This window comes from Dechloromonas denitrificans (assembly GCF_001551835.1).
GTDB classification, from domain to species: Bacteria; Pseudomonadota; Gammaproteobacteria; order Burkholderiales; family Rhodocyclaceae; genus Azonexus; species Azonexus denitrificans.
The window spans coordinates 201,073-225,298 of record NZ_LODL01000005.1 but is presented as its reverse complement, the minus strand read 5'-3'; the positions used below and the strand labels follow the sequence as shown (position 1 = coordinate 225,298).

General features: G+C 58.8%; 36 protein-coding genes. 5 read left to right on the top strand and 31 right to left on the bottom strand.

Annotated features, from left to right (window positions below; genetic code table 11):
• Nucleotides 1-10: 10 nt before the first annotated feature.
• Together AT959_RS02025 and AT959_RS02020 are read right to left on the bottom strand one after the other, a co-directional pair.
• Nucleotides 11-1,219, bottom strand: a complete 1,209-nt coding sequence (locus AT959_RS02025; RefSeq protein ID WP_066880024.1) for an OmpP1/FadL family transporter — start codon at nt 1,217-1,219, stop codon at nt 11-13.
• Nucleotides 1,220-1,264: 45 nt separating this feature from the next.
• Entirely contained in the window at nt 1,265-1,663 is a 399-nt protein-coding gene (locus tag AT959_RS02020) for an acyl-CoA thioesterase (protein ID WP_240481662.1), read from the bottom strand.
• Between the two features lie 115 nt (nt 1,664-1,778).
• Between AT959_RS02020 and AT959_RS02015 the strand changes: the two genes are divergently transcribed.
• The 5 genes from AT959_RS02015 to AT959_RS01995 are packed head-to-tail and all read left to right on the top strand — an operon-like array spanning nt 1,779 to nt 10,122.
• Nucleotides 1,779-3,593, top strand: a complete 1,815-nt coding sequence (locus AT959_RS02015; RefSeq protein ID WP_066880017.1) for an ABCB family ABC transporter ATP-binding protein/permease — start codon at nt 1,779-1,781, stop codon at nt 3,591-3,593.
• A 42-nt stretch (nt 3,594-3,635) separates the two neighbouring features.
• Nucleotides 3,636-6,749, top strand: coding sequence for a PAS domain S-box protein (locus AT959_RS02010; RefSeq protein WP_066880015.1), 3,114 nt, complete (start codon nt 3,636-3,638; stop codon nt 6,747-6,749).
• On the top strand, nt 6,742-7,650 hold the full coding sequence (locus AT959_RS02005; protein WP_066880013.1) for an ATP-binding response regulator: 909 nt from the start codon (nt 6,742-6,744) through the stop codon (nt 7,648-7,650). The genes AT959_RS02010 and AT959_RS02005 overlap by 8 nt, the downstream gene beginning before the upstream one ends.
• Before the next feature lie 15 nt (nt 7,651-7,665).
• Nucleotides 7,666-9,207: a SpoIIE family protein phosphatase gene (locus tag AT959_RS02000; protein WP_066880011.1), complete on the top strand. Its 1,542-nt coding sequence runs from the start codon at nt 7,666-7,668 to the stop codon at nt 9,205-9,207.
• Nucleotides 9,208-9,225: 18 nt separating this feature from the next.
• Nucleotides 9,226-10,122 (top strand): glutamate/aspartate ABC transporter substrate-binding protein, encoded by an 897-nt coding sequence (locus AT959_RS01995; protein WP_066880009.1) that lies wholly within the window; start codon nt 9,226-9,228, stop codon nt 10,120-10,122.
• 59 nt (nt 10,123-10,181) lie between these two features.
• On the opposite strand, the gene rplQ is transcribed toward AT959_RS01995, so the two are convergent.
• The 29 genes from rplQ to rpsJ all read right to left on the bottom strand — a co-directional run bounded on the left by rplQ (nt 10,182) and on the right by rpsJ (nt 24,177).
• The gene (gene rplQ / locus AT959_RS01990) at nt 10,182-10,580 is read right to left on the bottom strand and encodes a 50S ribosomal protein L17 (RefSeq protein WP_066880007.1); all 399 of its coding nucleotides are present in this window, start codon (nt 10,578-10,580) and stop codon (nt 10,182-10,184) included.
• 58 nt (nt 10,581-10,638) lie between these two features.
• Nucleotides 10,639-11,613, bottom strand: coding sequence for a DNA-directed RNA polymerase subunit alpha (locus tag AT959_RS01985; RefSeq protein ID WP_066880005.1), 975 nt, complete (start codon nt 11,611-11,613; stop codon nt 10,639-10,641).
• Between the two features lie 24 nt (nt 11,614-11,637).
• A complete protein-coding gene (gene rpsD / locus AT959_RS01980; RefSeq protein ID WP_066880004.1) occupies nt 11,638-12,267 on the bottom strand; it encodes a 30S ribosomal protein S4 in 630 nt (209 codons plus the stop codon).
• 12 nt (nt 12,268-12,279) lie between these two features.
• Complete coding sequence (gene rpsK, locus AT959_RS01975; RefSeq protein ID WP_066880003.1) at nt 12,280-12,669, bottom strand: 30S ribosomal protein S11; 390 nt, start codon at nt 12,667-12,669, stop codon at nt 12,280-12,282.
• 12 nt (nt 12,670-12,681) lie between these two features.
• Nucleotides 12,682-13,044, bottom strand: a complete 363-nt coding sequence (rpsM, locus tag AT959_RS01970; RefSeq protein ID WP_066880002.1) for a 30S ribosomal protein S13 — start codon at nt 13,042-13,044, stop codon at nt 12,682-12,684.
• A gap of 51 nt (nt 13,045-13,095) precedes the next feature.
• Nucleotides 13,096-13,209, bottom strand: a complete 114-nt coding sequence (rpmJ, locus tag AT959_RS20195; protein ID WP_028994206.1) for a 50S ribosomal protein L36 — start codon at nt 13,207-13,209, stop codon at nt 13,096-13,098.
• A 75-nt stretch (nt 13,210-13,284) separates the two neighbouring features.
• On the bottom strand, nt 13,285-13,503 hold the full coding sequence (gene infA, locus AT959_RS01965; protein ID WP_066880001.1) for a translation initiation factor IF-1: 219 nt from the start codon (nt 13,501-13,503) through the stop codon (nt 13,285-13,287).
• Between the two features lie 9 nt (nt 13,504-13,512).
• Nucleotides 13,513-14,835: a preprotein translocase subunit SecY gene (secY, locus tag AT959_RS01960; protein WP_066880000.1), complete on the bottom strand. Its 1,323-nt coding sequence runs from the start codon at nt 14,833-14,835 to the stop codon at nt 13,513-13,515.
• A gap of 20 nt (nt 14,836-14,855) precedes the next feature.
• Nucleotides 14,856-15,290 (bottom strand): 50S ribosomal protein L15, encoded by a 435-nt coding sequence (gene rplO, locus AT959_RS01955; protein WP_066879999.1) that lies wholly within the window; start codon nt 15,288-15,290, stop codon nt 14,856-14,858.
• 3 nt (nt 15,291-15,293) lie between these two features.
• A complete protein-coding gene (rpmD, locus tag AT959_RS01950) occupies nt 15,294-15,476 on the bottom strand; it encodes a 50S ribosomal protein L30 (RefSeq protein WP_066879998.1) in 183 nt (60 codons plus the stop codon).
• Nucleotides 15,477-15,479: 3 nt separating this feature from the next.
• A complete protein-coding gene (rpsE, locus tag AT959_RS01945; RefSeq protein ID WP_066879997.1) occupies nt 15,480-16,007 on the bottom strand; it encodes a 30S ribosomal protein S5 in 528 nt (175 codons plus the stop codon).
• Nucleotides 16,008-16,032: 25 nt separating this feature from the next.
• Nucleotides 16,033-16,389 (bottom strand): 50S ribosomal protein L18, encoded by a 357-nt coding sequence (gene rplR, locus AT959_RS01940; protein ID WP_066879996.1) that lies wholly within the window; start codon nt 16,387-16,389, stop codon nt 16,033-16,035.
• A 9-nt stretch (nt 16,390-16,398) separates the two neighbouring features.
• Nucleotides 16,399-16,929, bottom strand: a complete 531-nt coding sequence (gene rplF, locus AT959_RS01935; RefSeq protein WP_066879995.1) for a 50S ribosomal protein L6 — start codon at nt 16,927-16,929, stop codon at nt 16,399-16,401.
• 11 nt (nt 16,930-16,940) lie between these two features.
• Nucleotides 16,941-17,336, bottom strand: coding sequence for a 30S ribosomal protein S8 (gene rpsH / locus AT959_RS01930; protein ID WP_066879994.1), 396 nt, complete (start codon nt 17,334-17,336; stop codon nt 16,941-16,943).
• Between the two features lie 14 nt (nt 17,337-17,350).
• Nucleotides 17,351-17,656: a 30S ribosomal protein S14 gene (gene rpsN, locus AT959_RS01925; RefSeq protein WP_066879993.1), complete on the bottom strand. Its 306-nt coding sequence runs from the start codon at nt 17,654-17,656 to the stop codon at nt 17,351-17,353.
• Between the two features lie 7 nt (nt 17,657-17,663).
• Entirely contained in the window at nt 17,664-18,203 is a 540-nt protein-coding gene (gene rplE / locus AT959_RS01920; RefSeq protein ID WP_066879992.1) for a 50S ribosomal protein L5, read from the bottom strand.
• A gap of 9 nt (nt 18,204-18,212) precedes the next feature.
• Nucleotides 18,213-18,530: a 50S ribosomal protein L24 gene (gene rplX / locus AT959_RS01915; protein WP_066879991.1), complete on the bottom strand. Its 318-nt coding sequence runs from the start codon at nt 18,528-18,530 to the stop codon at nt 18,213-18,215.
• Nucleotides 18,531-18,540: 10 nt separating this feature from the next.
• The gene (gene rplN / locus AT959_RS01910) at nt 18,541-18,909 is read right to left on the bottom strand and encodes a 50S ribosomal protein L14 (RefSeq protein WP_066879990.1); all 369 of its coding nucleotides are present in this window, start codon (nt 18,907-18,909) and stop codon (nt 18,541-18,543) included.
• A gap of 155 nt (nt 18,910-19,064) precedes the next feature.
• The gene (rpsQ, locus tag AT959_RS01905) at nt 19,065-19,331 is read right to left on the bottom strand and encodes a 30S ribosomal protein S17 (protein ID WP_066879989.1); all 267 of its coding nucleotides are present in this window, start codon (nt 19,329-19,331) and stop codon (nt 19,065-19,067) included.
• Nucleotides 19,328-19,522 (bottom strand): 50S ribosomal protein L29, encoded by a 195-nt coding sequence (rpmC, locus tag AT959_RS01900; protein WP_027456670.1) that lies wholly within the window; start codon nt 19,520-19,522, stop codon nt 19,328-19,330. The genes rpsQ and rpmC overlap by 4 nt, the downstream gene beginning before the upstream one ends.
• Nucleotides 19,523-19,524: 2 nt before the next feature.
• Complete coding sequence (rplP, locus tag AT959_RS01895; protein WP_028994191.1) at nt 19,525-19,938, bottom strand: 50S ribosomal protein L16; 414 nt, start codon at nt 19,936-19,938, stop codon at nt 19,525-19,527.
• Entirely contained in the window at nt 19,939-20,724 is a 786-nt protein-coding gene (rpsC, locus tag AT959_RS01890; protein WP_066879988.1) for a 30S ribosomal protein S3, read from the bottom strand.
• A 9-nt stretch (nt 20,725-20,733) separates the two neighbouring features.
• Nucleotides 20,734-21,063, bottom strand: a complete 330-nt coding sequence (gene rplV, locus AT959_RS01885) for a 50S ribosomal protein L22 (protein WP_066879987.1) — start codon at nt 21,061-21,063, stop codon at nt 20,734-20,736.
• Nucleotides 21,064-21,072: 9 nt separating this feature from the next.
• On the bottom strand, nt 21,073-21,348 hold the full coding sequence (gene rpsS / locus AT959_RS01880; RefSeq protein WP_066879986.1) for a 30S ribosomal protein S19: 276 nt from the start codon (nt 21,346-21,348) through the stop codon (nt 21,073-21,075).
• A gap of 10 nt (nt 21,349-21,358) precedes the next feature.
• Nucleotides 21,359-22,186 (bottom strand): 50S ribosomal protein L2, encoded by an 828-nt coding sequence (rplB, locus tag AT959_RS01875; protein WP_066879985.1) that lies wholly within the window; start codon nt 22,184-22,186, stop codon nt 21,359-21,361.
• Nucleotides 22,186-22,488 (bottom strand): 50S ribosomal protein L23, encoded by a 303-nt coding sequence (gene rplW, locus AT959_RS01870; protein WP_083518147.1) that lies wholly within the window; start codon nt 22,486-22,488, stop codon nt 22,186-22,188. Before rplW ends, rplB begins: the two co-directional genes overlap by 1 nt.
• Nucleotides 22,485-23,108, bottom strand: coding sequence for a 50S ribosomal protein L4 (rplD, locus tag AT959_RS01865; protein ID WP_066879984.1), 624 nt, complete (start codon nt 23,106-23,108; stop codon nt 22,485-22,487). The genes rplW and rplD overlap by 4 nt, the downstream gene beginning before the upstream one ends.
• A gap of 9 nt (nt 23,109-23,117) precedes the next feature.
• A complete protein-coding gene (gene rplC, locus AT959_RS01860; protein WP_066879983.1) occupies nt 23,118-23,756 on the bottom strand; it encodes a 50S ribosomal protein L3 in 639 nt (212 codons plus the stop codon).
• Between the two features lie 109 nt (nt 23,757-23,865).
• Nucleotides 23,866-24,177: a 30S ribosomal protein S10 gene (gene rpsJ / locus AT959_RS01855; protein WP_028994183.1), complete on the bottom strand. Its 312-nt coding sequence runs from the start codon at nt 24,175-24,177 to the stop codon at nt 23,866-23,868.
• Nucleotides 24,178-24,226: the final 49 nt, after the last annotated feature.

The following is a 24,226-nucleotide window of genomic DNA, read 5'->3' as shown; positions in this document are numbered from 1 at the left end:
GCTGAAGAACCTAGAACCCGGCCGAATACTGCACGCCGAGAATGTGCGCGCTGTCGTCGTAGGTGCCGCGCAGCGTCGTGCCGACGCGCGAGGTCTGGTTGATGTTCGGGTCCTTGACGTAGAGGTAGGTGTAGCCGAGATCGAACTTGCCGGCCGTGCCGGCATTCCACTGGCCGCCCAGCGAGAACCAGACGCGGTCGTTGTCGGGGACGCGGGCCGAGCGGTCGCTGTCGCTGACCGGCGTCCGGTCGTAGGCAATACCGAACTTGACCTTCAGCGCATCGGTCGCCTTGTAGGCGGCGCCCCAGGCAAAACGCCAGGCGTTGTCGTAGTTGAAGTTCTCGGTCGACACCAGCGCGCCACTGTTACGGCTGTAGACGTTCAGACTCTTCAGGCTGTTCCAGCGCGTGTAGGAAAGGTCGCCCATCGCTTCCCAGCGGTCGGAAACCTGCTGCCAGACGGAGAGGATGAAGGTGTCGGGCAGCTTGACGTCAGCCCGGATCGGCGTCGAGGAGAGTGCCGTCGAGGCATTGCCTTCGAGGGTGTAGTCCATCGTCGACCGGTAGGAGACACCGACCCGCATGGCCGGCGACAGCGTGAACAGCGCCCCGGCATTCCAGCCCCAGGCGGCATCGTCGCCCTTCAGGCGGGAGTAGCTGCGGGCATCGGGCAGGGCCGAGGTCAGTTCGGCATCGATGGTCTGGTAGTTGATGCCGAGGCCGAGCGAAACCTTGTCATTGACCCGATAGCCGAGCGACGGGTTGTAATTGACCGTCTTTACTTCCGATTTCAGCGACTGGTAGCGCCCGATCCAGTTGCTGTCGTCGTACTCGGTAGCCAGACCGAACGGCGCCGAGATGCCGAAGCCAACGAACCAGTTCGGCGCCAGCTGGGCGGAAAAATAGGCATTGGGTACGGCTGCCCAGCCACCGGCATCGCCGCCGTTGCCGCCGGTCCCGGTCGAGCCGCTGTTCTGGAACTTGTAGCTCGGGCCGACCCCGGTAACGCCGGCCGACAGGTGCAGCCCCGGCAACTGCGTCATACCGGCCGGATTGAAGAAGATGGTGCTGGCGTTGTCGGCCACCGCCGCCGAGCCGGCGTAGGCATTGCCGAGGCCGCTGGCGTTCTGCTCCCAGAGTTGAAAGGCAGCAGCCGAGGCGCCGCCCGCAAAGGCAAGCAACAGCAGGGCGGGGACGGTACGCAGCATCATTTTGTTCATTGCTTCGCTCACTTGAAGTCGGGCCGGATAATTAATGGCGCGATTTTATTCCATTTCCGGTGAATTTTCGGCCGGCACCGCACGCTTGTTGCCAGCGGCATCGATCGCGACATAGGTCAGTTCGGCCTCGGTCACCTTGACGATGACCGGATTGGCGTAATTACGCTCGGCATAGACCTCGACCTTGACGGTGATCGAGGTGTTGCCGACATGCACGATATCGGCATAAAGACTGACGATATCGCCGACCGAGATCGCCTGCTTGAACTGGAAGGAGTTGACCGAAACGGTGGCCACCCGGCCGCGCGCCCGGCGCATGGCGGGAATGGCGCCGGCGACGTCGACCTGGGCCATGACCCAGCCGCCGAAGACATCGCCGTTCTGGTTGAGATCGGCCGGCATCGGGACGACGCGCAGCGTTGAATGTTTTTCCGGAAGAGTCATGCGGTCGACGGCCATAATTTGCCCAAATTCAAATGGAAGCCTGATTTTCGCGGAAAGCGGCGAGTTTTCATATACTGGCGAGCATAACCATATCAACGCTCAGAACAGGCTCCCCATGCGCCGCAGTACCGCCCTTCCCAAACCGCCGGTTGGCCAGCCGCTGGCCGAAACCCATGTCTGGCTGACGCTGCGCACCCTGTTCCCCTACCTCTGGCGCTACCGCCTGCGCGTCCTCGCCGCGCTCGCCTGCCTGGTCGGCGCCAAGGTGGCCAACGTCGGCGTGCCGATCATCTTCAAGGAAATGATCGACGGCTTGTCGACAACGCAACAAGCGCTCGCCCTGCCCATCCTGTTGCTCGTCCTTTATGGCGCCCTGCGCTTTTCAACCTCGCTGTTCACCGAACTGCGCGAAATCCTTTTTGCCCGCGTCACCCAGCGCGCCGTCCGCCAGGTCGCCCTCGAAGTCTTCGGTCACCTGCACTCGCTGAGCCTGCGCTTTCACCTCGAACGACAGACCGGCGGCGTATCGCGCGACATCGAACGCGGCTCGCGCTCGATCTCCAGCCTGATTTCCTACACCCTGTATTCGATCCTGCCGACGCTGGTCGAAATCGGCCTCGTTCTCGCCATCCTGTTCGTCAAGTACGACGCCGGGTACGTGCTGATCACCCTGGTTTCACTGGCCGCCTACATCGTGTTCACGATCAAGGTCAGCAACTGGCGGATCGACATCCGCCGCGCCGTCAATGAGAACGACTCGGCCGCCAACAGCCGCGCCATCGACAGCCTGCTCAACTACGAGACGGTGAAGTATTTCAACAACGAAGCCTGGGAAGCCCGCCGCTACGACGAGCAACTGCTCAAGTGGGAAGAGGCGGCGACGCGCAGCCAGACCACACTGGCCTTCCTCAACCTCGGCCAGCAGGCGATCATCGCCCTCGGCGTCACCGCCATGATGTGGCGCGCGGCGAGCGGCGTCGTCGACGGCACGATGACGATCGGCGACCTCGTGCTGGTCAATGCCTTCCTGATCCAGCTCTACATGCCGCTCAATTTCCTCGGCATCGTCTATCGCGAAATCCGCCAGGCGCTGACCGACATCGAACGGATGTTCAACCTGCTCAAGACGCATCGCGAAATCGCCGACGCACCGGACGCCCGCGATCTGCCGGGCGGCCCGCTGCAGATCAATTTCGATTCGGTGAGCTTCGCCTACGACCCGGAGCGGGTGATCCTGAAAAACATCAGCTTCGCCGTCGCCCCCGGCCGTTCGGTGGCCGTGGTCGGCCATTCCGGAGCCGGCAAGTCGACGCTGTCCCGCCTGCTCTACCGTTTCTACGACGTCACCGGCGGCGCCATCCGGATCAACGGCCACGACCTGCGCGGCCTGAAACAGGGCGCCCTGCGCGCCGCCATCGGCATCGTGCCGCAGGACACCGTGCTCTTCAACGACAGCATCTTCTACAACATCAATTACGGCCGCCCCGAGGCCAGCCGCGAAGAGGTCTATGCCGCCGCCCGCGCCGCCCAGTTGCACGATTTCATCGAATCGCTGCCGCACAAGTACGAAACCAAGGTCGGCGAACGCGGCCTGAAACTGTCCGGTGGCGAAAAGCAGCGCGTCGCGATTGCCCGCACCCTGCTCAAGAACCCGCCCATCCTGATTTTCGACGAGGCGACCTCGGCCCTCGATTCGGCCACCGAGCGCGCCATCCAGGGCCAGCTGGAAATGGCCGCCATCGGCCGGACGACGCTGACCATCGCCCACCGCTTGTCCACCGTGATGAATGCCGACGAAATCCTGGTCATGAGCGACGGCCAGATCATCGAGCGCGGCAGCCATGGCGCGCTGCTCGACGCCGGCGGCACCTACGCCCGGATGTGGACATTGCAACAACAGGAGGACGGCAACAGCGGCGACGGGCGATAATGGCGGATTCAACGTCCGCCGACCGCCCGCGCTCGCCTGTCCATGCCTGAACCCCGCCCGCCATCGACGCTCACCGCACTTCCCGGCTCGCGCTGGCTGCTGCCGGTCCTGGTCTTCGTGCTGCTCGCCGCCGGCACCGTCGGCGCCTGGCGCTGGCAGAGCCTGGCCCAACTCGAGGCGGCCGACTTTGCCGGCCTGCGCGACAGCGCTGCGCATACGGCCGAACTGCGCGACCGCCTGAAACTGCACGCCCAGTTTCTTCGCTCGCTGTCCGCCTTTGCCGCCGCCAACGTCAGCCAGGATCTCAAGGCCTGGCGCCGTTACACCAACGAAATCGACATCTCGCGCAACCTGAACGGCCTGCTCGCCTTCGCCTATGCGCCGGCCGTCGCCTCCAGCCAACGGGCCGCCTTCGTTTTTGGCCAGCGCCAGCAGGTCGACCGCAGCAATTTCACCATTTTCCCGCCGCCCGGCGACAACCTGGCCGTTCCGGTCACTTTTGTTGCACCAGACACCCCGACCTCGCAGCAGGCGCTTGGTTTCAACCTGCTCTCCGAAGCCGTCCGCCGCGAAGCGGTCGACATCGCCATCGCCAGCCGCGACGTTGCGATGTCCGGACGCATCACGCTGCTCTCCGACGAGAAGACCCGCCGCCCCGGTTTCATGCTGCTGCATGCGATCTACCAGCCCGGCATGCCGCTCGGCAATGTCGAGGAACGCCGACGGGCCTTTAGCGGCGTCGTCCTCAACGCCTATCACACCGACGCCTTCCTGGCTTCCCTGAACCTCGGCTTCAACAGCCAGTTTGCCATCCAGATCTTCGACGAAGGCAGCAATAGCCGCTCGGCCATCGCCCAGCCGCCGGCCCTGATTTTCGATTCGGCACCGGATTTGCCCGCCACGGCCAACGCACCGATCTTTCATCACGAAATCGATTTCGGCGGTCGCAACTGGGTGCTGCACTACCGCCCGCGCCCGACGCAGCAAGACAGCAGCGGCTTTGACGCCGCCCGCCTGATCCTGGTCAGCGGCCTGGGTGGTAGCGTCCTGTTCGCCCTGCTCGTCTTTTACCTGACCACCCACCGCGAACGGGCCGAGCATTACGCCCGCCGGATTACGGCCGAGCTGCGCCGTTCCGAGGAGCGCATCCGGCTGGCTACGGCCGGCACCAACGACGGCCTGTGGGACCAGAACCTGCAAACCGGCGAGGAATACATCTCGGACCGGATGGCCGAAATTTTCGGTTTCCCCCGCGACCAGCCGCCCCAGCAGCTCAGCCGCTATACCGAGTGTATTTATCCGGAAGACATCGAGCGCCACAACGCCGCGCTGCGTCGCCACTTGCGGGAAAACGCACCCTTCGACATCGAACTGCGTATCGACAAGACGAACGGTGACAGCGCCTGGATCAGGGCGCGCGGCGAGGCCATCCGCGATCCGGCGGGGCGGGCGATCCGCATCGCCGGCTCGGTTTCCGACATTACTGAGAAGAAGAACGCCGAGGCCCGCCTGGAGCGCCTGCGCCGCCTGCTCGCGACGTCGATCGCGGCGACGCCGCTGCCGCTTTTTGTCCAAGATGAGCGGCGCAAGCTGCAAATGGTCAACGATGCCTTCTGCACCCTGCTCGGCACCCCGGAACGCGACTTGCTGACCCGCTTCTGGCCCGATTTCGCCGGCATTTCGGCCGCCGACCAGCGCCGCCTGCTCGGCGCCAGCGAACGGGCCCTCGCCTCGGGCGCCTGCGAGCCACTCAGCTTCGAATTCGACAGCCCGGATCAAACCCGTCACCGTTTGATTGCCCGCATCGCCCAGGCCCAGAATCCGGAGGGCGAACCTTTCCTGATCACCACGCTGACCGACGTCACCGAATTGCACCGGGCGGAAATGGCAATCAAGGCGGCCGACCAGATGAAACAGGCGGTACTCGATGCGGCGACCGAGGTGGCGATCATTGCCTGCGACCCGGAAGGGCTGATCACCATTTTCAACCGCGGCGCCGAAAAGATGCTGGGCTACACGGCAGACGAAATGGTCGGCCGGCAGACGCCGCAACTGATCCATCTGCCATCGGAAGTCGCTGCCCGGAACAGCGAATTGAGCCGCAAACTGGGCTATCCGGTCAGCGGCTTCGAGACCTTCGTCGCCAAGGCCCGCGACGGCAACCCGGATCAGCACGATTGGACCTATGTCCGCAAGGATGGCCGGCAACTGAGCGTCAATCTAGTGGTTACCACCCAGCGCGATGGTGCCGGAAAGATCATCGGCTACTTGGGCATCGCGGTCGATGTTTCCGAACAGAAACGGGCCGAACAGGAATTGGAACAACATCGCGACCACCTGCAGGAACTGATCGCCGAGCGCACCCAGCAACTCGACGTCGCACTGCATGAAGCGCAGGCGGCCAATGTCGCCAAATCCGAATTCCTCGCCAACATGTCGCACGAACTGCGCACGCCGATGCATGCCATCCTGAGCTTTGCCGAGCTGGGCGAAGATCGGGCCGAGGCCGGCAATCAAACCAAGATGGCCCAGTATTTCAACCGCATCGGCCAAAGTGCCCGGCGGCTGCTTGGCCTGATCAACGAGTTGCTCGATCTGGCCAAACTCGAAGCCGGGCGCATGGCACTGAACGCGGTGCCGATCGACGTCCTTGCCCTGCTCCGCCACACCGCCGCCCATCTTGAATCGCTGATGCAGCCCCGCCAGCTCAGCCTGGAAATCAGCTACGACACGCTGCAGACCGATCTGGTCGGCGACCCGGAACGGATCGCCCAGGTCTTCCACAACCTGCTCTCCAATGCCATCAAGTTCTCGCCCGACCAGGGCACCATCCGGATCCATCTCGCTGCCGCTGAACTGCCCTGCGGTCGACCGACTGAAAATGGCAAAAACCAGCCGGCCCTGGCCATCAGTTTCAGCGACGCCGGCATCGGCATTCCGCAGGACGAATTGCACAGCATTTTCGACAAGTTCGTACAGAGCAGCGCCACCAAGACCGGAGCCGGCGGCACCGGCCTGGGACTGGCAATCAGTCGGGAGATTGTTCTCCAGCACCGTGGTACGATTGCCGCCGAAAACAACGCTGGCAGCGGCGCCTGCTTCACCGTCACCCTGCCACTCAATATCAGGATGGAGTCATCGGACCACGATGAATGAAGCGCGCGTACTGGTTGTAGACGACGAGGGCCTCAACCTCGAAATCCTCGGTGAATACTTCGAAAGCGAACCGTCCTTCACGCTGCGCACGGCCGATGGCGGCGAGGAGGCCTGGCGGATCCTGCGCGATGCCGGCCAACATTTCGATGTCGTGCTGCTCGACCGGATGATGCCGGGACTCGACGGCATCGGCCTGCTCCACCGCATCAAGAGCGATCCCCGCCTGGCCGACATCCCGGTCATCCTGCAGACGGCAGCCAATTCGGCCAGCGAAATCCGCGAAGGGCTGGAAGCCGGGGCCTATTACTACCTGACCAAGCCCTACCAACGCGACGCCCTGTTCGCCATCGTGCATGCCGCCCTGTCCGACGCCAAGACGCGCGACTCGCTACGCCGCCGGCTGCACGAACACATCAATTCGCTGCAGTTTCTCAGTCGTGGCGAATTCACCATCCGCAGCATCGAAGAGGCTGGCCAGCTCGCTTCCTTCCTCGCCCAGGCCTGCCCGAATGCCGAGACCACCGTGCTCGGCATCTCCGAACTGCTGATCAACGCCGTCGAGCATGGCAACCTCGGCCTGAGCTATACCGAGAAATCACAACTCAAACGCGAAGAGCGCTGGCAAGCCGAGATCGACCGGCGCAGCGCGCTGCCGGCCTATCGTGACAAACGGGTCAAGGTCAGCTTCGAGCGCAGCGCTGACCGCATCACCCTGCGCATCGCCGACGAGGGCGATGGCTTTGCCTGGCAGAACTATCTCGAACTCTCCCCCGAGCGTGTCTGCGACCCGAACGGGCGGGGCATCGCGCTGGCCCGGCTGATGAGCTTCGCCAATATTGCCTACGAGGGCTGCGGCAATGTTGCCGTCGCCACCATTGTCACCGCTCCCCACACGCGCTAAGGCCCCCTGCCGAACATGAGTCTGGCCACGAACAAAATGAAGGTGCTGGCGGTCGATGACAACCGCACCAACCTGCACATCCTGCAGGTCTTCCTGAAGAAACTCGGGCATGAAGTGATCCTCGCCGAAAACGGCGAAGAGGCAGTGCGCCGCTTCGAGGCCGACGCCCCGGACCTGATCCTGCTCGACATCATGATGCCGGTCATGGACGGCTTCGAAGCCGCCCGGCGGATCAAGGGCCTGAACAGCGAACGGTGGACGCCGATCATTTTCCTGTCGGCGCTGAACCGCGACGAGAACCTGGTCGAGGGCCTCGATGCCGGGGCCGATGATTACTTGACCAAGCCGGTCAATTTCGTCGTCCTCGAAGCCAAGCTGCGCTCGGTGCAGCGCTCGCTGAACATGCAGCAACAGGCGATCGACTCGCTGCGCCGGGTCCAGGCCATTTCGGACAATGTCCTCGATGCCATCGTCACCATCGACGAACATGGCATCATTGCCACGGTCAACCGTGCTACCGAGCGCATTTTCGGCTGGAGCACGGTCGAGATGGAAGGCAAGGGCATCGAGATGCTGATGCCGGCGCCCTATCAGGCGGGCCACGGCAGCTATATCAGCAACTATCTGAACGGCGGCACCGCCAAGGCCATCGGCCAGGAGCGGGAACTCGAAGGCCTGCGCAAGGATGGCCACCGCTTCCCGGTCACCATCGGCGTCACCGAGATCACCCTCGACAACAAGCGGATGTTCATCGGCGTCCTGCGCGACGTTTCGGCGCAAAAACAGGCCGAGCAGAAGCTGCGCGACAATGCCCGCCAGCTCCAGGCCTATTACGACCAGACGCAAAGTGAACAGCAACTGGCCATGAAGCTGATGGAAAAGCAGTTGCATCGCAGTGGTCTGAAGGACAGCCGCCTGCGTTACAAGGTGATCGCCGCCGAGAACTTCAGTGGCGACATCGTCGCCGCCAGTCGCTCGCCGGAAGGCCGCTGCTTCGCCCTGCTCGCCGACGCCACCGGCCACGGCCTGACGGCGGCGATCAGCGTGCTGCCGGTGCTGGCCATTTTCTATCGGCTCGCCCGGCGCAATCATTCGGTGCGCGAGATCGTGCTCGAACTGAATCAGCAACTCAAGGAATCGATGCCGGTCGGCCGCTTCGTCGCCGCCTCGCTGGTCTGCCTCGACGAAATCACCCGCACCGGCGAAATCTGGGTCGGCGGCACGCCCGAGGCCTTCCTGTTCGACCGCTGGGGACGCAGCGAAAAAGTCTTCCCTTCCGCCAACCTGCCGCTGGGTATCGTCGACAACGCCGAAATGGATTGCCACCCGGTCGCCTTCACCTGGAGCCCGGAAAGCCAGATCGTGCTGTGCTCGGATGGGCTGCTCGAAGCCAACAACCGGCAAGGCATACAGTTCGGGCTCGCCGGCCTGACCACGGCCGCGGCCAATACCTCGCCCAGCAACCGTTTTACCGAAATCGACAACGCCCTCGCCAAGCACCGCGAAGGCACAGTCGCCGCCGACGATATTTCCCTGATGATCATCGATTGCCCCTGACCCCGAAGGAGATTGACCATGCATTTCAGCAAACTTGCCGCCGCCGCCCTCATCGCCGCCACCTTCAGTGCCACGCCGGCCCAGGCGCAGGAGTCGGCCACCCTGAAAAAGATCAAGGACACCGGCACGATCACGCTGGGTCACCGTGAATCCTCGATTCCGTTCTCCTACTACGACGACAAGCAGCAGGTCATCGGCTACTCGCACGAACTGATGCTGAAAGCCGTCGAAGGCATCAAGAACGAACTGAAGCTGGCCAAGATCGACATCAAGCTGATGCCGGTCACCTCGGCCAACCGCATCACACTGGTCCAGAACGGCACGGTCGATATCGAATGCGGCTCGACCACCAACAACCTCGAGCGCCAGAAGCAGGTCGGCTTCTCGACCACCATCTTCGTCATCGGCACCCGCCTGATGACCAAGAAGACGGCCGGCATCAACGACTTCGCCGACCTCGCCGGCAAGAACGTCGTCACCACCGCCGGCACCACCTCCGAGCGTCTGCTGCGCAAGATGAATGAAGAGAAGAAGCTGGGTATGAGCGTCATTTCCGCCAAGGACCACGGCGAAGCCTTCCTGACCCTGGAAACCGGCCGCGCCGTCGCCTTCATGATGGACGATGCGCTGCTCTACGGCGAAATGGCCAAAGCCAAGAAGCCGGCCGACTGGGTCGTGGTAGGCACCGCCCAATCGAAGGAAGCCTACGGCTGCATGCTGCGCAAGGACGACCCGGCCTTCAAGAAGGTGGTCGATGCAGCGCTGACCAAGGCGATGACCTCGGGCGATGCCGAAAAGATCTACGCCAAGTGGTTCATGGCACCGATTCCGCCGAAGGGCCTGAATCTGAACATGCCGCTGTCCGACGAAATGAAGGCGCTATATAGCGCCCCGAACGACAAAGCTTTCGAATAAATCTCAATCCAAAAGAAAAAGGCCGGGAAATCCCGGCCTTTTCTTAAAACGTAAGCAGCTTATTCAGCAGCTTCGTCCACTTCCACAGCCTCGGTAGGCTCCGGACGATCAACCAGTTCGACGAAAGCCATCGGTGCGTTGTCGCCATCGCGGAAGCCACACTTCAGAATGCGAAGGTAGCCACCCGGACGGGCGTTGTAACGCGGACCCAGCTCGGCAAACAGCTTGACGACGATCTCGCGATCGCGCAGGCGGTCAAATGCCAGACGCTTGTTGGCCAGGGTCGGGTTCTTGCCGAGGGTAATCATCGGTTCGACAACACGGCGCAGTTCCTTGGCCTTCGGCACGGTGGTCTTGATGGCCTCGTGACGGAGAAGAGAAACAGTCATGTTGCGCAGCATCGCGAGGCGATGGCTGCTGGTACGGTTCAGTTTGCGAAGTCCATTGCGGTGACGCATGGTTAATCCTTTCTATGTTCTGCAGGCGTCCCTTGACTGCCCGAGCTGAAAAAGGTCCTTAGACCTTTTCCAGACCGGCGGGCGGCCAATTTTCCAGTTTCATGCCGAGCGTCAAACCGCGTGCGGCCAATACTTCCTTGATCTCGTTCAGCGACTTGCGACCCAGGTTCGGGGTCTTGAGAAGTTCATTCTCGGTACGCTGAATCAGATCGCCGATGTAATAGATGTTCTCGGCCTTCAGGCAGTTCGCAGAACGAACCGTCAGTTCAAGGTCATCTACCGGGCGGAGCAGAACCGGGTCTACCTGGGCCGGCTTGGAAGCCTCGGCCACAGGAGCGGTACCCTCCAGGTCGGCGAACACGGAAAGTTGTTCCATCAGTACGCGTGCAGCGTAACGGATGGCTTCTTCCGGCTCGACAACGCCGTTGGTTTCGATGTCGACAATCAGCTTGTCCAGGTCGGTACGTTGCTCAACGCGGGCGCTTTCAACTGCATAAGCGACGCGACGAATCGGGCTGAACGAGGCATCAAGCACGAGCTTACCAATGGTCTTGGAGTCGCCCAGATTGCGCATGTTACCGGGCACGTAACCACGACCCTTCTCAACCTTGATTTCCATGGCGAGCTTGCCGCCAGGAGAGAGGTGAGCGACAACATGTTCCGGATTGATGATTTCAACGTCATGCGGCAATTCAATATCACCGGCACGAACGACGCCTTCACCTTCCTTGACCAGATTGAGCGTTACCACATCGCGGTTATGCAGCTTGAACACAATACCCTTGAGGTTCAAAAGGATGTCGACGACATCTTCCTGAACGCCATCAACGGTGGAGTACTCATGAAGCACACCTTCGATACCGACTTCAGTCGGCGCGTAACCCGGCATTGAAGAGAGCAGAATGCGACGCAGCGCGTTGCCAAGAGTGTGACCATAGCCGCGTTCGAACGGCTCCATGACGACCTTGGCTTGCACGGGCGAAACACTCTGCACATCGATAATGCGGGGTTTCAGAAGTCCACTGTTTTGCATGGGCTAAATTCCTCTGCTCAGTGATTACTTCGAGTAAAGTTCGATGACGAGACCTTCGTTCAGGGTCGACGGCAGCTCGGAGCGCTGCGGCATAGCCTTGAACGTGCCCTTGCCTTCCTTGGTGTCCACAGCAACCCATTCCGGGAAGCCACGCGACTCGGCTGCTTCGAGAGCGGCCTTGCAACGCAGGGATGCGCGGGCGCGATCGGTCAGCTGGACAACATCACCCGGCTTGACGAGGAAGGACGGGATGTTAACGCGCTTGCCGTTAACCAGAACGCCGTTGTGGCGAACCACTTGGCGTGACTCGGTGCGCGAAGCACCAAAACCCATGCGGTAAGCGACGGAGTCCAGACGGGCTTCGAGCAGTTGCAGCAGGTTTTCACCAGTCTGGCCCTTGCGGCGGTCAGCTTCGGCAAAGGTCTTGCGGAACTGGCCTTCGAGAACGCCATAGACGCGACGGATCTTCTGCTTGGCGCGGAGGTGAACGCCGTAGTCGGAAAGACGGGCACCGGACTTCTGGCCATGCTGGCCAGGCGCGTACGAGCGGCGCTCGATGGCGCACTTATCGGTAAAACACTTTTCGCCCTTCAGGAACAGCTTTTCGCCTTCGCGGCGGCACTGACGGCATTTCGGATCGAGATTACGAGCCACTTGTCTTTCTCCTTAGATGCGGCGCTTTTTGGGCGGGCGGCAGCCGTTGTGCGGCACCGGCGTCACGTCGGAAATCGCGGTGATCTTCATGCCCAGCGCGTTGAGTGCGCGGACAGATGATTCACGACCAGGACCGGGGCCCTTGATGCGAACTTCCAGGTTCTTGACGCCACATTCCTGAGCTGCCTTGCCGGCAGCTTCCGCTGCCACCTGAGCGGCGAACGGGGTGGACTTACGCGAACCGCGGAAGCCGGCACCACCGGACGTAGCCCAAGACAGTGCGTTGCCCTGGCGATCAGTAATGGTAATGATGGTGTTATTGAACGAAGCGTGGATGTGGGCGATGCCCTCAGCAACGTTCTTTTTAACCTTTTTGCGAACTTTGGTAGCAGTCTTTGCCATGTTCTGTCCCTATTACTTCTTGCCAGCGATGGCCTTGCGCGGGCCCTTGCGGGTACGTGCATTGGTACGGGTGCGCTGACCACGGCAGGGCAGGCCCTTGCGATGGCGCAGACCACGGTAGCAACCGAGGTCCATCAGACGCTTGATGTTCATCGTGACTTCACGGCGCAAATCACCTTCTACGGTGTATTTGCCCACTTCATCACGCAAACGATCCATGTCCGCATCGGACAGATCTTTCATTTTTTTGGTACGAACGATACCGGCCGCATCACAGATTTTCTGTGCGCGGGTACGGCCGATGCCAAAAATCGCCGTCAGGGCAATTTCTGCATGCTGATGGTTCGGAATGTTTACCCCTGCAATACGGGCCATTGAATCACTCCAATATTTCGAAAATTAACGAATGCCAGACTCGCCAGGAAATTAACCCTGGCGCTGCTTATGACGCGGATCCTTGCAAATGACGCGAACGACACCCTTGCGACGGATTACTTTGCAATTGCGGCACACGCGCTTCACTGAAGGTTGCACTTTCATGTTTCACTCCTCGTCTGCGAGGGCTCGGAAGCAGCCGTGTTTCCTTGCCCTGCGGTTTATTGCGTAGAGAACTTTTTACTTGGCGCGGAAAACAATCCGCGCCTTGCTTAAATCGTATGGGGTCAGTTGCACGGTTACCTTGTCCCCGGGCAGGATGCGAATGTAATGCATCCGCATTTTTCCGGAAATAAACCCGTGCACTATGTGCCCGTTTTCCAACTTGACTTTGAAGGTTGCGTTCGGGAGGTTTTCAACAACCTCTCCCAGCATCTCGATGTAATCTTCTTTAGCCATGACTACAAGTTACTTGATCATCGGGGACCCCTTGAAGTTAGCTTTCTTCAAGAGACTTTCATACTGGTGCGACATAACATAAGCCTGAACCTGCGACATGAAGTCCATGGTTACGACCACGATAATCAACAGCGAGGTACCGCCGAAATAGAAAGGGACATTCCACTTCAGAATCAAGAACTCCGGGAGCAGACAAACCACGGTGATATAGGCCGCACCGATCAGCGTCAAGCGCATCAGAATCTTGTCGATATAGCGTGCAGTCTGCTCACCCGGGCGAATACCCGGCACGAATGCACCGCTCTTTTTCAGGTTATCGGCCGTTTCCTTGGAGTTGAAGACCAGGGCGGTATAAAAGAAACAGAAAAAGACAATCGCTGCTGCGTAGAGCATCACGTAAATCGGCTGCCCTGGAGCAAGGGTACCGGCAACATCCTTCAACCAGCGCATCGATTCACCCGAACCGAACCAGCCAGCCACCGTCGCCGGGAACAGGATGATAGATGACGCAAAAATGGGCGGGATGACGCCTGACATATTCAACTTCAGCGGCAGATGCGAACTCTGCCCGCCATAAATCTTGTTGCCAACCTGGCGCTTGGCGTAATTAACCAGAATCTTGCGCTGACCACGTTCAACGAACACCACAAAAGCGGTAACCAAGGCGACCAGAACACAGATCACCAGAGCCGTCAGCGGATGCATTGCCCCGGTCCGGACCAACTCGAGCAGTCCGCCGATAGCATTCGGTAATCCGGCTGCGATGCCACCAAAGATGATGATCGAAATACCGTTGCCCAGACCACGCTCGGTGATTTGTTCACCCAACCACATCAGGAACATCGTCCCGGTGACAAGCGTAGTGACCGTGGTCAGACGGAACAGAAAGCCGGGGTCCAAAACCAGACCAGGCTGGGCCTCCAGCGCAACGGCGATACCCAACCCTTGAAAGAGGGCCAAGGCAAGCGTGCCGTAACGGGTGTACTGAGTGATCTTGCGCCGTCCTGCTTCGCCCTCTTTCTTGAGAGCCTCAAGCTGCGGACTGGCCACACTCATCAACTGCATGATGATCGATGCCGAAATATAAGGCATGATCCCCAATGCAAAAATCGTGAAACGCGACAGGGCACCACCCGAGAACATGTTGAACATGCCAAGGATGCCACCCTTCTGCGAATTGAACAGATCGGAAAGAACGTTGGGGTCAATCCCGGGAACCGGGATATGCGCGCCAATGCGATAGACGACCAGCGCACCGACAAGGAACCACAAACGGCGTTTCAAATCGCCGAATTTGCCACCTTTGCCAACGGTATTGGGATTAGCTGCCAACGTTCAGACCTTTCGTGTTCTTACTCGGCGATGGAGCCGCCAACGGCTTCAATCGCTGCTTTGGCACCCTTGGTGGCACCAACGCCTTTGAGAACCACCTTGCGGGTGATTGCGCCAGCCAGGATGACCTTGGCGGACAATGCGTCGCCCGGGACAATCCCGGCTGCCTGGAGAGCCAGCAAATCGATTTCATCGATCGGCAGACGATCCAGGTCAGTCAGACGAACTTCGTAGTTACGAGCACGGGTCAGGGAATTGAAACCGCGCTTCGGCAGACGACGCTGCAGCGGCATTTGACCGCCCTCGAAGCCAACCTTGTGGAAGCCGCCGGAACGGGACTTCTGACCCTTGTGGCCGCGACCACAGGTTTTGCCGAGACCGGACCCAATACCGCGACCAACACGCTTGGCAGCCTTCTTGGAGCCTTCAGCCGGCTTAATCGTATTAAGACGCATGGTTTAACCCTCAACCTTAACCAGGTACTGGACCTTCTGGATCATGCCGCGAACAGCCGGCGTATCCAGGAGCTCAGCAGAGCTGTTCAGCTTGCGCAGACCCAGACCACGCACGGTAGCGCGATGATCCTGCTTGGTCCCGATGATGCTCTTGACGAGCTTCACTGTGATTTTCTTGTCAGCCATGACTTACCCCAGGATCTGATCAACCGAAAGACCGCGTTTGGCGGCGATTTCGGCCGGCGTATTCACCTTCGACAAACCGTCGATGGTGGCACGCACGATGTTGTAGGGATTGGTGGAGCCGTGAGCCTTGGCCACCACGTTGGTGACGCCAACAACTTCGAAGACAGCACGCATTGCGCCGCCGGCGATGATGCCAGTACCTTCCGGGGCTGGCTGAATCATCACGGTCGTTGCACCGTGGCGACCCATCACCGTGTGATGCACGGTACCGCTCTTCAGGCTGACCTTGGCCATCTTACGACGAGCCTCTTCCATTGCCTTCTGAACAGCAACCGGCACTTCGCGGGACTTGCCCTTGCCCATGCCGATACCGCCATCACCATCACCAACGACGGTCAATGCAGCGAAACCGAGGATACGGCCGCCCTTAACCACCTTGGTGACGCGATTAACCGCAACCATCTTTTCGCGCATGCCATCATCGCGCTCTTCAGCCTGTTGCGGCTTCTTGTTTCTTTCAGGTTTAGCCATTTTCTAACCTTATCCTTTTCGGCGATCAGAACTTCAGACCGGCTTCACGCGCAGCTTCAGCCAGCGCCTGAACACGACCGTGGTACTGAAGACCGGAACGATCAAAAGCCACCTGCTCAATACCGGCCGCTTTGGCGCGTTCGGCGATCAGCTTGCCAACAGTAGTGGCAGCAGCCTTGTTACCGCCGTTCGGGACATCGCTGCGGATGCCCGTTTCCAGCGTGGAAGCCGAAGCCAGAACCTTGCCGCCACAGGGCGAAATGATCTGGGCGTAAATGTGGCAGTTCGTGCGATTAACGCACAAGCGCACAGCCTTGAGCTCGGCGATTTTGGCCCGGGTTTGGCGGGCGCGGCGCAGACGCGCTTGTTTCTTGTTAAACATATGCCACCCTTACTTCTTCTTGGTTTCCTTGATAACAACCACTTCGTCCGCGTAACGAACGCCCTTGCCCTTATAGGGCTCCGGCTTCCGGTATGCGCGAACTTCGGCTGCAACCTGGCCGACCTGTTGCTTATCCGAACCCTTGATCAGGATTTCGGTTTGGGTCGGACATTCGACTTTCACACCAACAGGCATCTTGTGCGCCACCGGGTGAGAAAAACCGAGCGAGAGATTCAAGGTATCACCTTGAGCCTGGGCGCGGTAACCCACGCCAACTAGCTGCAGCTTCTTCTCAAAACCCTTGGAGACGCCGGTAACCATGTTGTTGAGGTTGGCACGCATGGTGCCCCACATGGCGGACGCGTTGTCAGCACCAGCAACCTTGGAAACCTGAACGTTTTGCCCTTCAACGGCGACCGTAACCGAAGGATGAGCGGCAGTTTTCAAAACACCCAACGGGCCTTTGACAACAATCTGCTCACCAACCGAAACTTCAACGCCAGCCGGAAGAACAACGGGATTCTTACCAATACGAGACATGAATTCCCTCCTTATGCCACGATACACAAGACTTCGCCGCCAACCTTGCTGGCACGAGCCTTGCGATCAGTCATAACGCCCTTGGGAGTGGACACAATCGCCACACCAAGACCATTCATGACACGAGGAATATCTTCACAGCCCTTGTAAATCCGCAGACCAGGCTTCGAAACACGCTCGATGCGCTCAATAACCGGGCGACCGGCGTAATACTTGAGTGCAATTTCGAGGGTCGGCTTGCCATCAGCCTGACGAACTGCGAAATCATCAACGTAACCTTCATCCTTGAGCACGGCAGCGATTGCCACCTTGAGCTTGGAAGACGGCATGGAGACAGACGCCTTCTCGGCGAGCTGGGCGTTGCGCATGCGAGTCAGCATGTCCGCGATCGGATCGCTCATAGCCATTTCTGAATCTCCTCTTACCAGCTGGCCTTAACAATACCCGGGATTTCGCCATTGAATGCGAGCTCACGAATCTTGTTACGGCACAGACCGAACTTACGGAAAACACCACGCGGACGACCGGTCAGCTGGCAACGATTGCGCAGACGGGACGGGCTCGAATTGCGCGGCAGGGCCTGAATCTTCAGACGGGCGTCGTAACGCTCCTGGTCAGAGAGGCTTTCGTCAGTGATGATCGCCTCCAGGGCCGCACGCTTCTTCGCGTACTGCGCGACCATTTTGCGGCGCTTCTCTTCACGGTTGATCAGAGCAAGTTTTGCCATGATTGCCTCAATTCTTGAACGGGAACTTGAACGCGGCCAGCAGAGCTTTCGCTTCGCCATCGGTCTTCGCGGTCGTTGTGATACTGATATTCATACCCCGAAGAGCATCGATCTTGTCGTACTCGATTTCCGGGAAAATGATCTGCTCTTTGACACCCATATTGTAGTTACCCTGGCCATCAAAACCCTTGCCAGAAATACCACGGAAGTCGCGAACACGCGGCAGCGCGACGGTAACCAGGCGATCAAGGAACTCGAACATGCGAGGACCACGCAAGGTAACCATACAACCAATCGGATAGCCATCGCGAATCTTGAAACCAGCGATAGACTTGCGAGCCTTGGTCGTCACCGGCTTTTGACCTGCAATCTTCTGCATGTCGCCAACGGCATTCTCAAGCACTTTCTTGTCAGCCACAGCCTCACCAACACCCATATTCAGAGTGATCTTGGTGATACGCGGCACTTCCATCACCGACTTGTAACCAAACTGCTTGGTCATGTCGCCAACGACGGTTTCTTTGTAAAACTGCTGCAAACGCGCCATGTCTACCCCTTAAGCGTTTACCAGTTCGCCGTTCGACTTGAACACGCGAACCTTGCGACCGTCATCGAGCGCCTTGAAGCCGACACGGTCAGCCTTCTTGGTAGCAGGATTAAACAACGCAACGTTGGAGAGATGAATCGGCATATCCTTATCGACGATGCCACCAGCCACACCCTTTACAGGATTCGGCTTAACGTGCTTCTTGGCACGATTGACACCTTCAACCACAACATGCTCTTCATCAACACGGAGCAGCACAGTGCCGCGCTTGCCCTTGTCTTTACCGGTAATCACGACGACTTCGTCGCCTTTACGAATCTTTTCCATCACGCGTCCCTTACAGCACTTCAGGAGCCAGGGACACGATCTTCATGAAGCGCTCGGTGCGCAATTCGCGGGTCACCGGGCCAAAGATGCGCGTGCCGAGCGGCTCGAGCTTGTTGTTGAGAAGAACTGCGGCATTGCCATCAAAGCGAACCAGCGAACCATCCGGACGACGAACACCCTTGGCAGTACGAACCACCACGGCGTTATATACATCACCCTTCTTAACACGGCCACGCGGCGCAGCATCTTTAATGCTGACCTTGATGATGTCACCAATGCCAGCATAGCGGCGCTTGGAACCACCGAGCACTTTGATACACATTACTGAACGAGCACCGGTGTTATCGGCGACGTCCAGAGTCGTCTGCATCTGAATCATTTAAATTAACTCCAACTTAACCCGCCTAGGCGGTCAGTCTTGGAACCCGTACGGGTCGAACAACTTTGCCGGCCGCCAGGACGACTGCCAACAAAAAAGAAGCCGGATTATACCGGCTTCTTTTTGTGTCACGCAAGTGTTTTCAAAAACTTTCGTTATACAACGATAGCCTTTTGCAGAACGGTGGTGACCGCCCAGGTCTTGGTGCGGGAAACCGGGCGCGTTTCGACGATCTCGACGAGATCACCGGCCTTCGCCGAATTACCTTCATTGTGGGCGTGGTACTTCTTGGAACGAACCATTACCTTGCCGTACATCGGGTGCTTGACCTTACGTTCGACCAGGACGGTAACAGTCTTGTCCATTTTATCGCTCACAACGCGACCGATAAGAGTGCGTTTGATGCTGGTGGTTTCGCTCATTGCTGCACCGCCTTTTCACGGATAAGCGTGCGAACGCGAGCGATGTCACGGCGCACCTTGGACATTTGGCTGGTATTGGACAGTTGCTGGGTAGCAAGCTGCATACGCAGACCGAACTGGGCCTTCAAAAGGTCCAGCAATTCCTTATTGAGCTCGTCCACGCTCTTGGTTCTCAGTTCACTAGCTTTCATGATTACCCCAGATGACGAGTCACGAAGGTGGTGGCAATCGGCAGCTTGGCAGCAGCGAGAGCAAACGCCTCGCGAGCCAGCGCTTCATTAACACCATCCATCTCATACAGGACCTTGCCCGGCTGGATTTCGGCTACCCAATACTCCGGGTTACCTTTACCGTTACCCATACGAACTTCGGCCGGCTTTTTGGAAATCGGCTTGTCCGGGAAGATACGGATCCAGATGCGGCCGCCACGCTTGATGTGACGGGTCATCGCACGACGAGCTGCTTCGATCTGGCGCGCAGTCAAACGACCACGACCGGTGGCCTTGAGACCCCATTCGCCAAACGAAACCTTCGTACCACGGGTCGCCAGACCTTCATTACGGCCCTTATGCTCCTTACGGAACTTGCGACGATTTGGTTGCAACATTTAGGCACCTGCCTTTCTTACTCGCTTGGCCGGAGCGCCCTCGCCTTCCGGCTTTTTCACCGTACGGGTACGCGGACGATCACCCTCGGGCTTACCCGGGGCACGGCGCGGCTTGCGATCATCGCCAGCTGGCTCAACCGCTTCCGGCTGTTCGCCACGATCAAGCATGTCACCCTTGTAAACCCAGACCTTGATACCGATGATGCCGTAGGTGGTCAGAGCTTCAGAGGTTGCATAATCGATGTTCGCACGCAGCGTATGAAGCGGCACGCGACCTTCGCGATACCACTCGCTACGGGCGATTTCAGCACCGTTCAGACGACCGGCGCTCATCACCTTGATACCTTGGGCGCCAAGGCGCATCGCATTCTGCATCGCGCGCTTCATGGCGCGACGGAACATGATCCGCTTTTCGAGTTGCTGAGCGATCGAGTCAGCGATCAGCTGAGCATCGATTTCCGGCTTACGAATTTCTTCGATCGACACATGAACAGGAACGCCCATGATGCGCTGAAGGTCCGTACGCAGCTGTTCGATATCCTCGCCCTTTTTGCCGATTACGACACCCGGACGAGCCGAATAGATCGTAACACGGGCATTCTTGGCCGGACGCTCGATAAGAACGCGACCAACAGAGGCATGCGCCAATTTCCGCTTCAGATACTCGCGGACCTTGACATCTTCATTCAACATGCCGGGGAAGTCCTTGCTGGCAGCATACCAACGCGAACTCCAGTTCTTGGTGACTGCCAGGCGGAAGCCAGTCGGATGAATTTTCTGTCCCATGGCTCTTCCTTAGTTACCAACGGTCAGATAAATATGGCAGGTCGGCTTGATGATCCGATTGCCACGACCCTTGGCGCGCGCCGTAAAGCGCTTCAGCACCATGCCTTTTTCGACGTAAATGATCTTAACTTTCAATTCGTCGATATCAGCACCGTCATTGTGTTCCGCGTTGGCAATTGCCGACTCGAGAACCTTCTTGACGATACCTGCCCCTTTTTTCGGGGAGAAGGCCAGGATGTTTAGAGCCTGACCGACCGGCTTGCCGCGCACCAGATCAGCCACCAGGCGACCTTTTTGCGCAGAGAGGCGTACGCCCCGCAAACTTGCACGAGTTTCCATGTCAGCTCCTTACTTCTTGGCCTTCTTGCCGGCGGTGTGACCCTTGAACGTACGGGTCAGCGAAAACTCGCCAAGCTTGTGACCGACCATATTCTCGGTAACAAAAACCGGAATATGCTGCTTGCCATTGTGAACGGCGATCGTCAAACCGATAAACTCGGGGAGGATCGTCGAACGACGCGACCAGGTCTTGATCGGGCGCTTGTCGCTAGTAGCACGGACCGCTTCGACTTTGTCGATCAGGTACGCATCTACAAACGGGCCCTTTTTCAGAGAACGTCCCATTTCCTACCCCTTAACGCTTATGACGGCGCGACACGATCATGCTATTCGTGCGCTTGTTGCTGCGGGTACGGTAACCCTTGGTCGGCTGCCCCCACGGATTGACAGGTACGCGACCCTCACCAGTACGACCTTCACCACCACCATGCGGGTGATCGATCGGGTTCATGGCAGTACCACGCACGGTCGGGCGAATACCACGCCAACGCATAGCACCTGCCTTGCCGTACTTGCGCAGGTTGTGCTCTTCGTTACCTACCTCGCCGATGGTTGCACGGCATTCGACATGCACACGACGAACTTCACCGGAGCGCAGGCGAACCTGGGCGTAGATACCTTCGCGAGCCAGCAACTGAACAGAAGTACCTGCCGAGCGAGCCAACTGAGCGCCCTTGCCCGGAAGCATTTCAACGCAGCAAATGGTCGTACCGACCGGAATATTGCGGATCGGCAGCGCGTTGCCCGACTTGATCGGCGCTTCGGAACCACTCATCACCTGCTGACCAACCACCATGCCCTTGTTGGCAATGATGTAGCGACGCTCACCATCGGCATAGCAGAGCAATGCAATATTTGCCGTGCGGTTCGGGTCATACTCGAGACGCTCAACCTTGGCCGGAATACCGTCCTTGGTCCGCTTGAAGTCGATGACGCGATAGGACTGCTTATGCCCACCACCTTGGTGACGGACAGTAATGCGACCATTGTTGTTACGGCCAGCGTTACCGGACTTGGCCTCAACCAGCGCCGCAAAAGGCTTGCCCTTGTGCAGATTGGGATTGACGACCTGGACAACGGCACGACGACCCGGGGAAGTCGGCTTGACTTTAACGAGTGCCATTAGGCAGCCCCCCCTTCAACAAAATTGATTTCCTGGCCAGCCTTGAGACAGACATAGGCTTTCTTCCAGCCCTTGCGACGCCCGACCGTACCTTTGAAACGCTTAACCTTGCCCTTGACGTTGGCGACCTGAACAGACTCAACCTCAACCTTGAAGAGCAACTCAACCGCAGCCTTGATTTCCGGCTTGGTAGCATCGGTTGCCACACGGAAGATGACTTGCTCATTCTTCTCGGCGACGTAGGTTGCCTTCTCGGAGATTTGCGGAGCAAGCAGAACTTGCATCAGACGTTGTTGATTCATCCCCACATCTCCTCGAACTTAGCCACCGCGCTCTTGGTAACCAGCACCTTGGCGAAGCGAACCAGCGAAACCGGGTCAGCCTCTTGGGCTTCGAGCACCAGAACATTGGGCAGATTGCGCGACGAGAGATAGAGATTCTCGGTCAGCGCGTCCGTAACAACCAGAAGATTACCTTCCAGACCCATGTTCTTCAGCTTCTGAGAGAACAACTTGGTCTTCGGCGCATCGACAGCCAGATCATCGACCACAACGAGGCGGTCTTGACGGGCCAACTCAGAGAGAATCGCAGCCATGCCGGCGCGGAACATCTTCTTGTTAACCTTTTGGCTGAAATTTTCTTCCGGAGAGTTCGGGAAAGTGCGACCACCCCCACGCCACAACGGGCTGCCATTGCTACCGGCACGAGCACGACCCGTACCCTTCTGGCGCCACGGCTTGGTCGTCGTATGACGAACTTCCGAACGATCTTTTTGCTGACGATCACCGGAACGCGCATTGGCTTGATAAGCCACCACGATCTGATGAACCAGCGCTTCATTAAAGTCACGACCAAACAGCACATCGGACGCCTGCAACTTGGCAGACTCCTGGCCTTGCTCGTTAATTACCTTGAGTTCCATGTCGCCCCCTTAAGCCTTGACTGCCGGACGCACAACTACGTCAGCGCCCTTGGCACCCGGAACGGCGCCACGAACCAGCAGCAATTGACGCTCGGAATCGACACGTACAATTACCAAGCCCTGCGTAGTGGACTGCACATCACCGAGATGGCCAGCCATGCGCTTACCCGGGAAAACACGACCCGGATCCTGCGCCATACCGATAGAGCCCGGTGCGTTATGCGACACCGAGTTACCGTGCGAAGCACGCTGGGAACTAAAATTATGGCGCTTGATGCCACCCTGAAAACCCTTACCGATGGACGTGCCGGTCACGTCGACTTTTTGCCCTTCGGCAAAAATCGTGACAGCAACCTGATCACCCGCCTTGAAAGAGGCCAACTGATCAGCATCGATACGGAATTCCTTGAGGACGTGCCCGGCCTCCACACCCGCCTTGGCCAAATGGCCAGCAATGGGCTTGGAAACACGAGAGGCACGGCGTTTGCCGAATGCGACCTGAATGGCTGCGTAGCCATCGATCTCCGGCGTTTTGACTTGGGTCACGCGGTTGTTTGACACGTCAAGCACAGTTACCGGAATGGACGCGCCATCCTCGGCAAAAATGCGAGTCATGCCAACCTTGCGACCAACAAGGCCTAGACTCATGGTTATTCTCCTCACCGCCGGCTGCGATTGGCCGGTCGATGTAAAACAACAAATGGGCAGCCGTCACCGGCCACCCCCGAAAGGCGCGGATTATATCCGCAACCCTTAATTACTGCAACTTGATTTCGACGTCGACGCCAGCCGGGAGGTCCAGCTTCATCAGGGCATCAACCGTCTTGTCGGTCGGATCAACGATATCCATCAAACGCAGATGGGTACGAATTTCCAACTGATCGCGGGAAGCCTTGTTCACGTGCGGCGAGCGCAGGATATCGAAACGCTGCTTACGCGTCGGCAGAGGCACAGGACCCCGAACGACGGCACCGGTACGCTTGGCGGTTTCAACAATTTCCTGAGCAGATTGATCGATCAGACGATAGTCGAAGGCCTTGAGACGGATACGGATTTTCTGGCTTTGCATTTTTGGCTTCCAAAGAGCGATGGGGTGGAATCAGTCCCACCCCGATTTT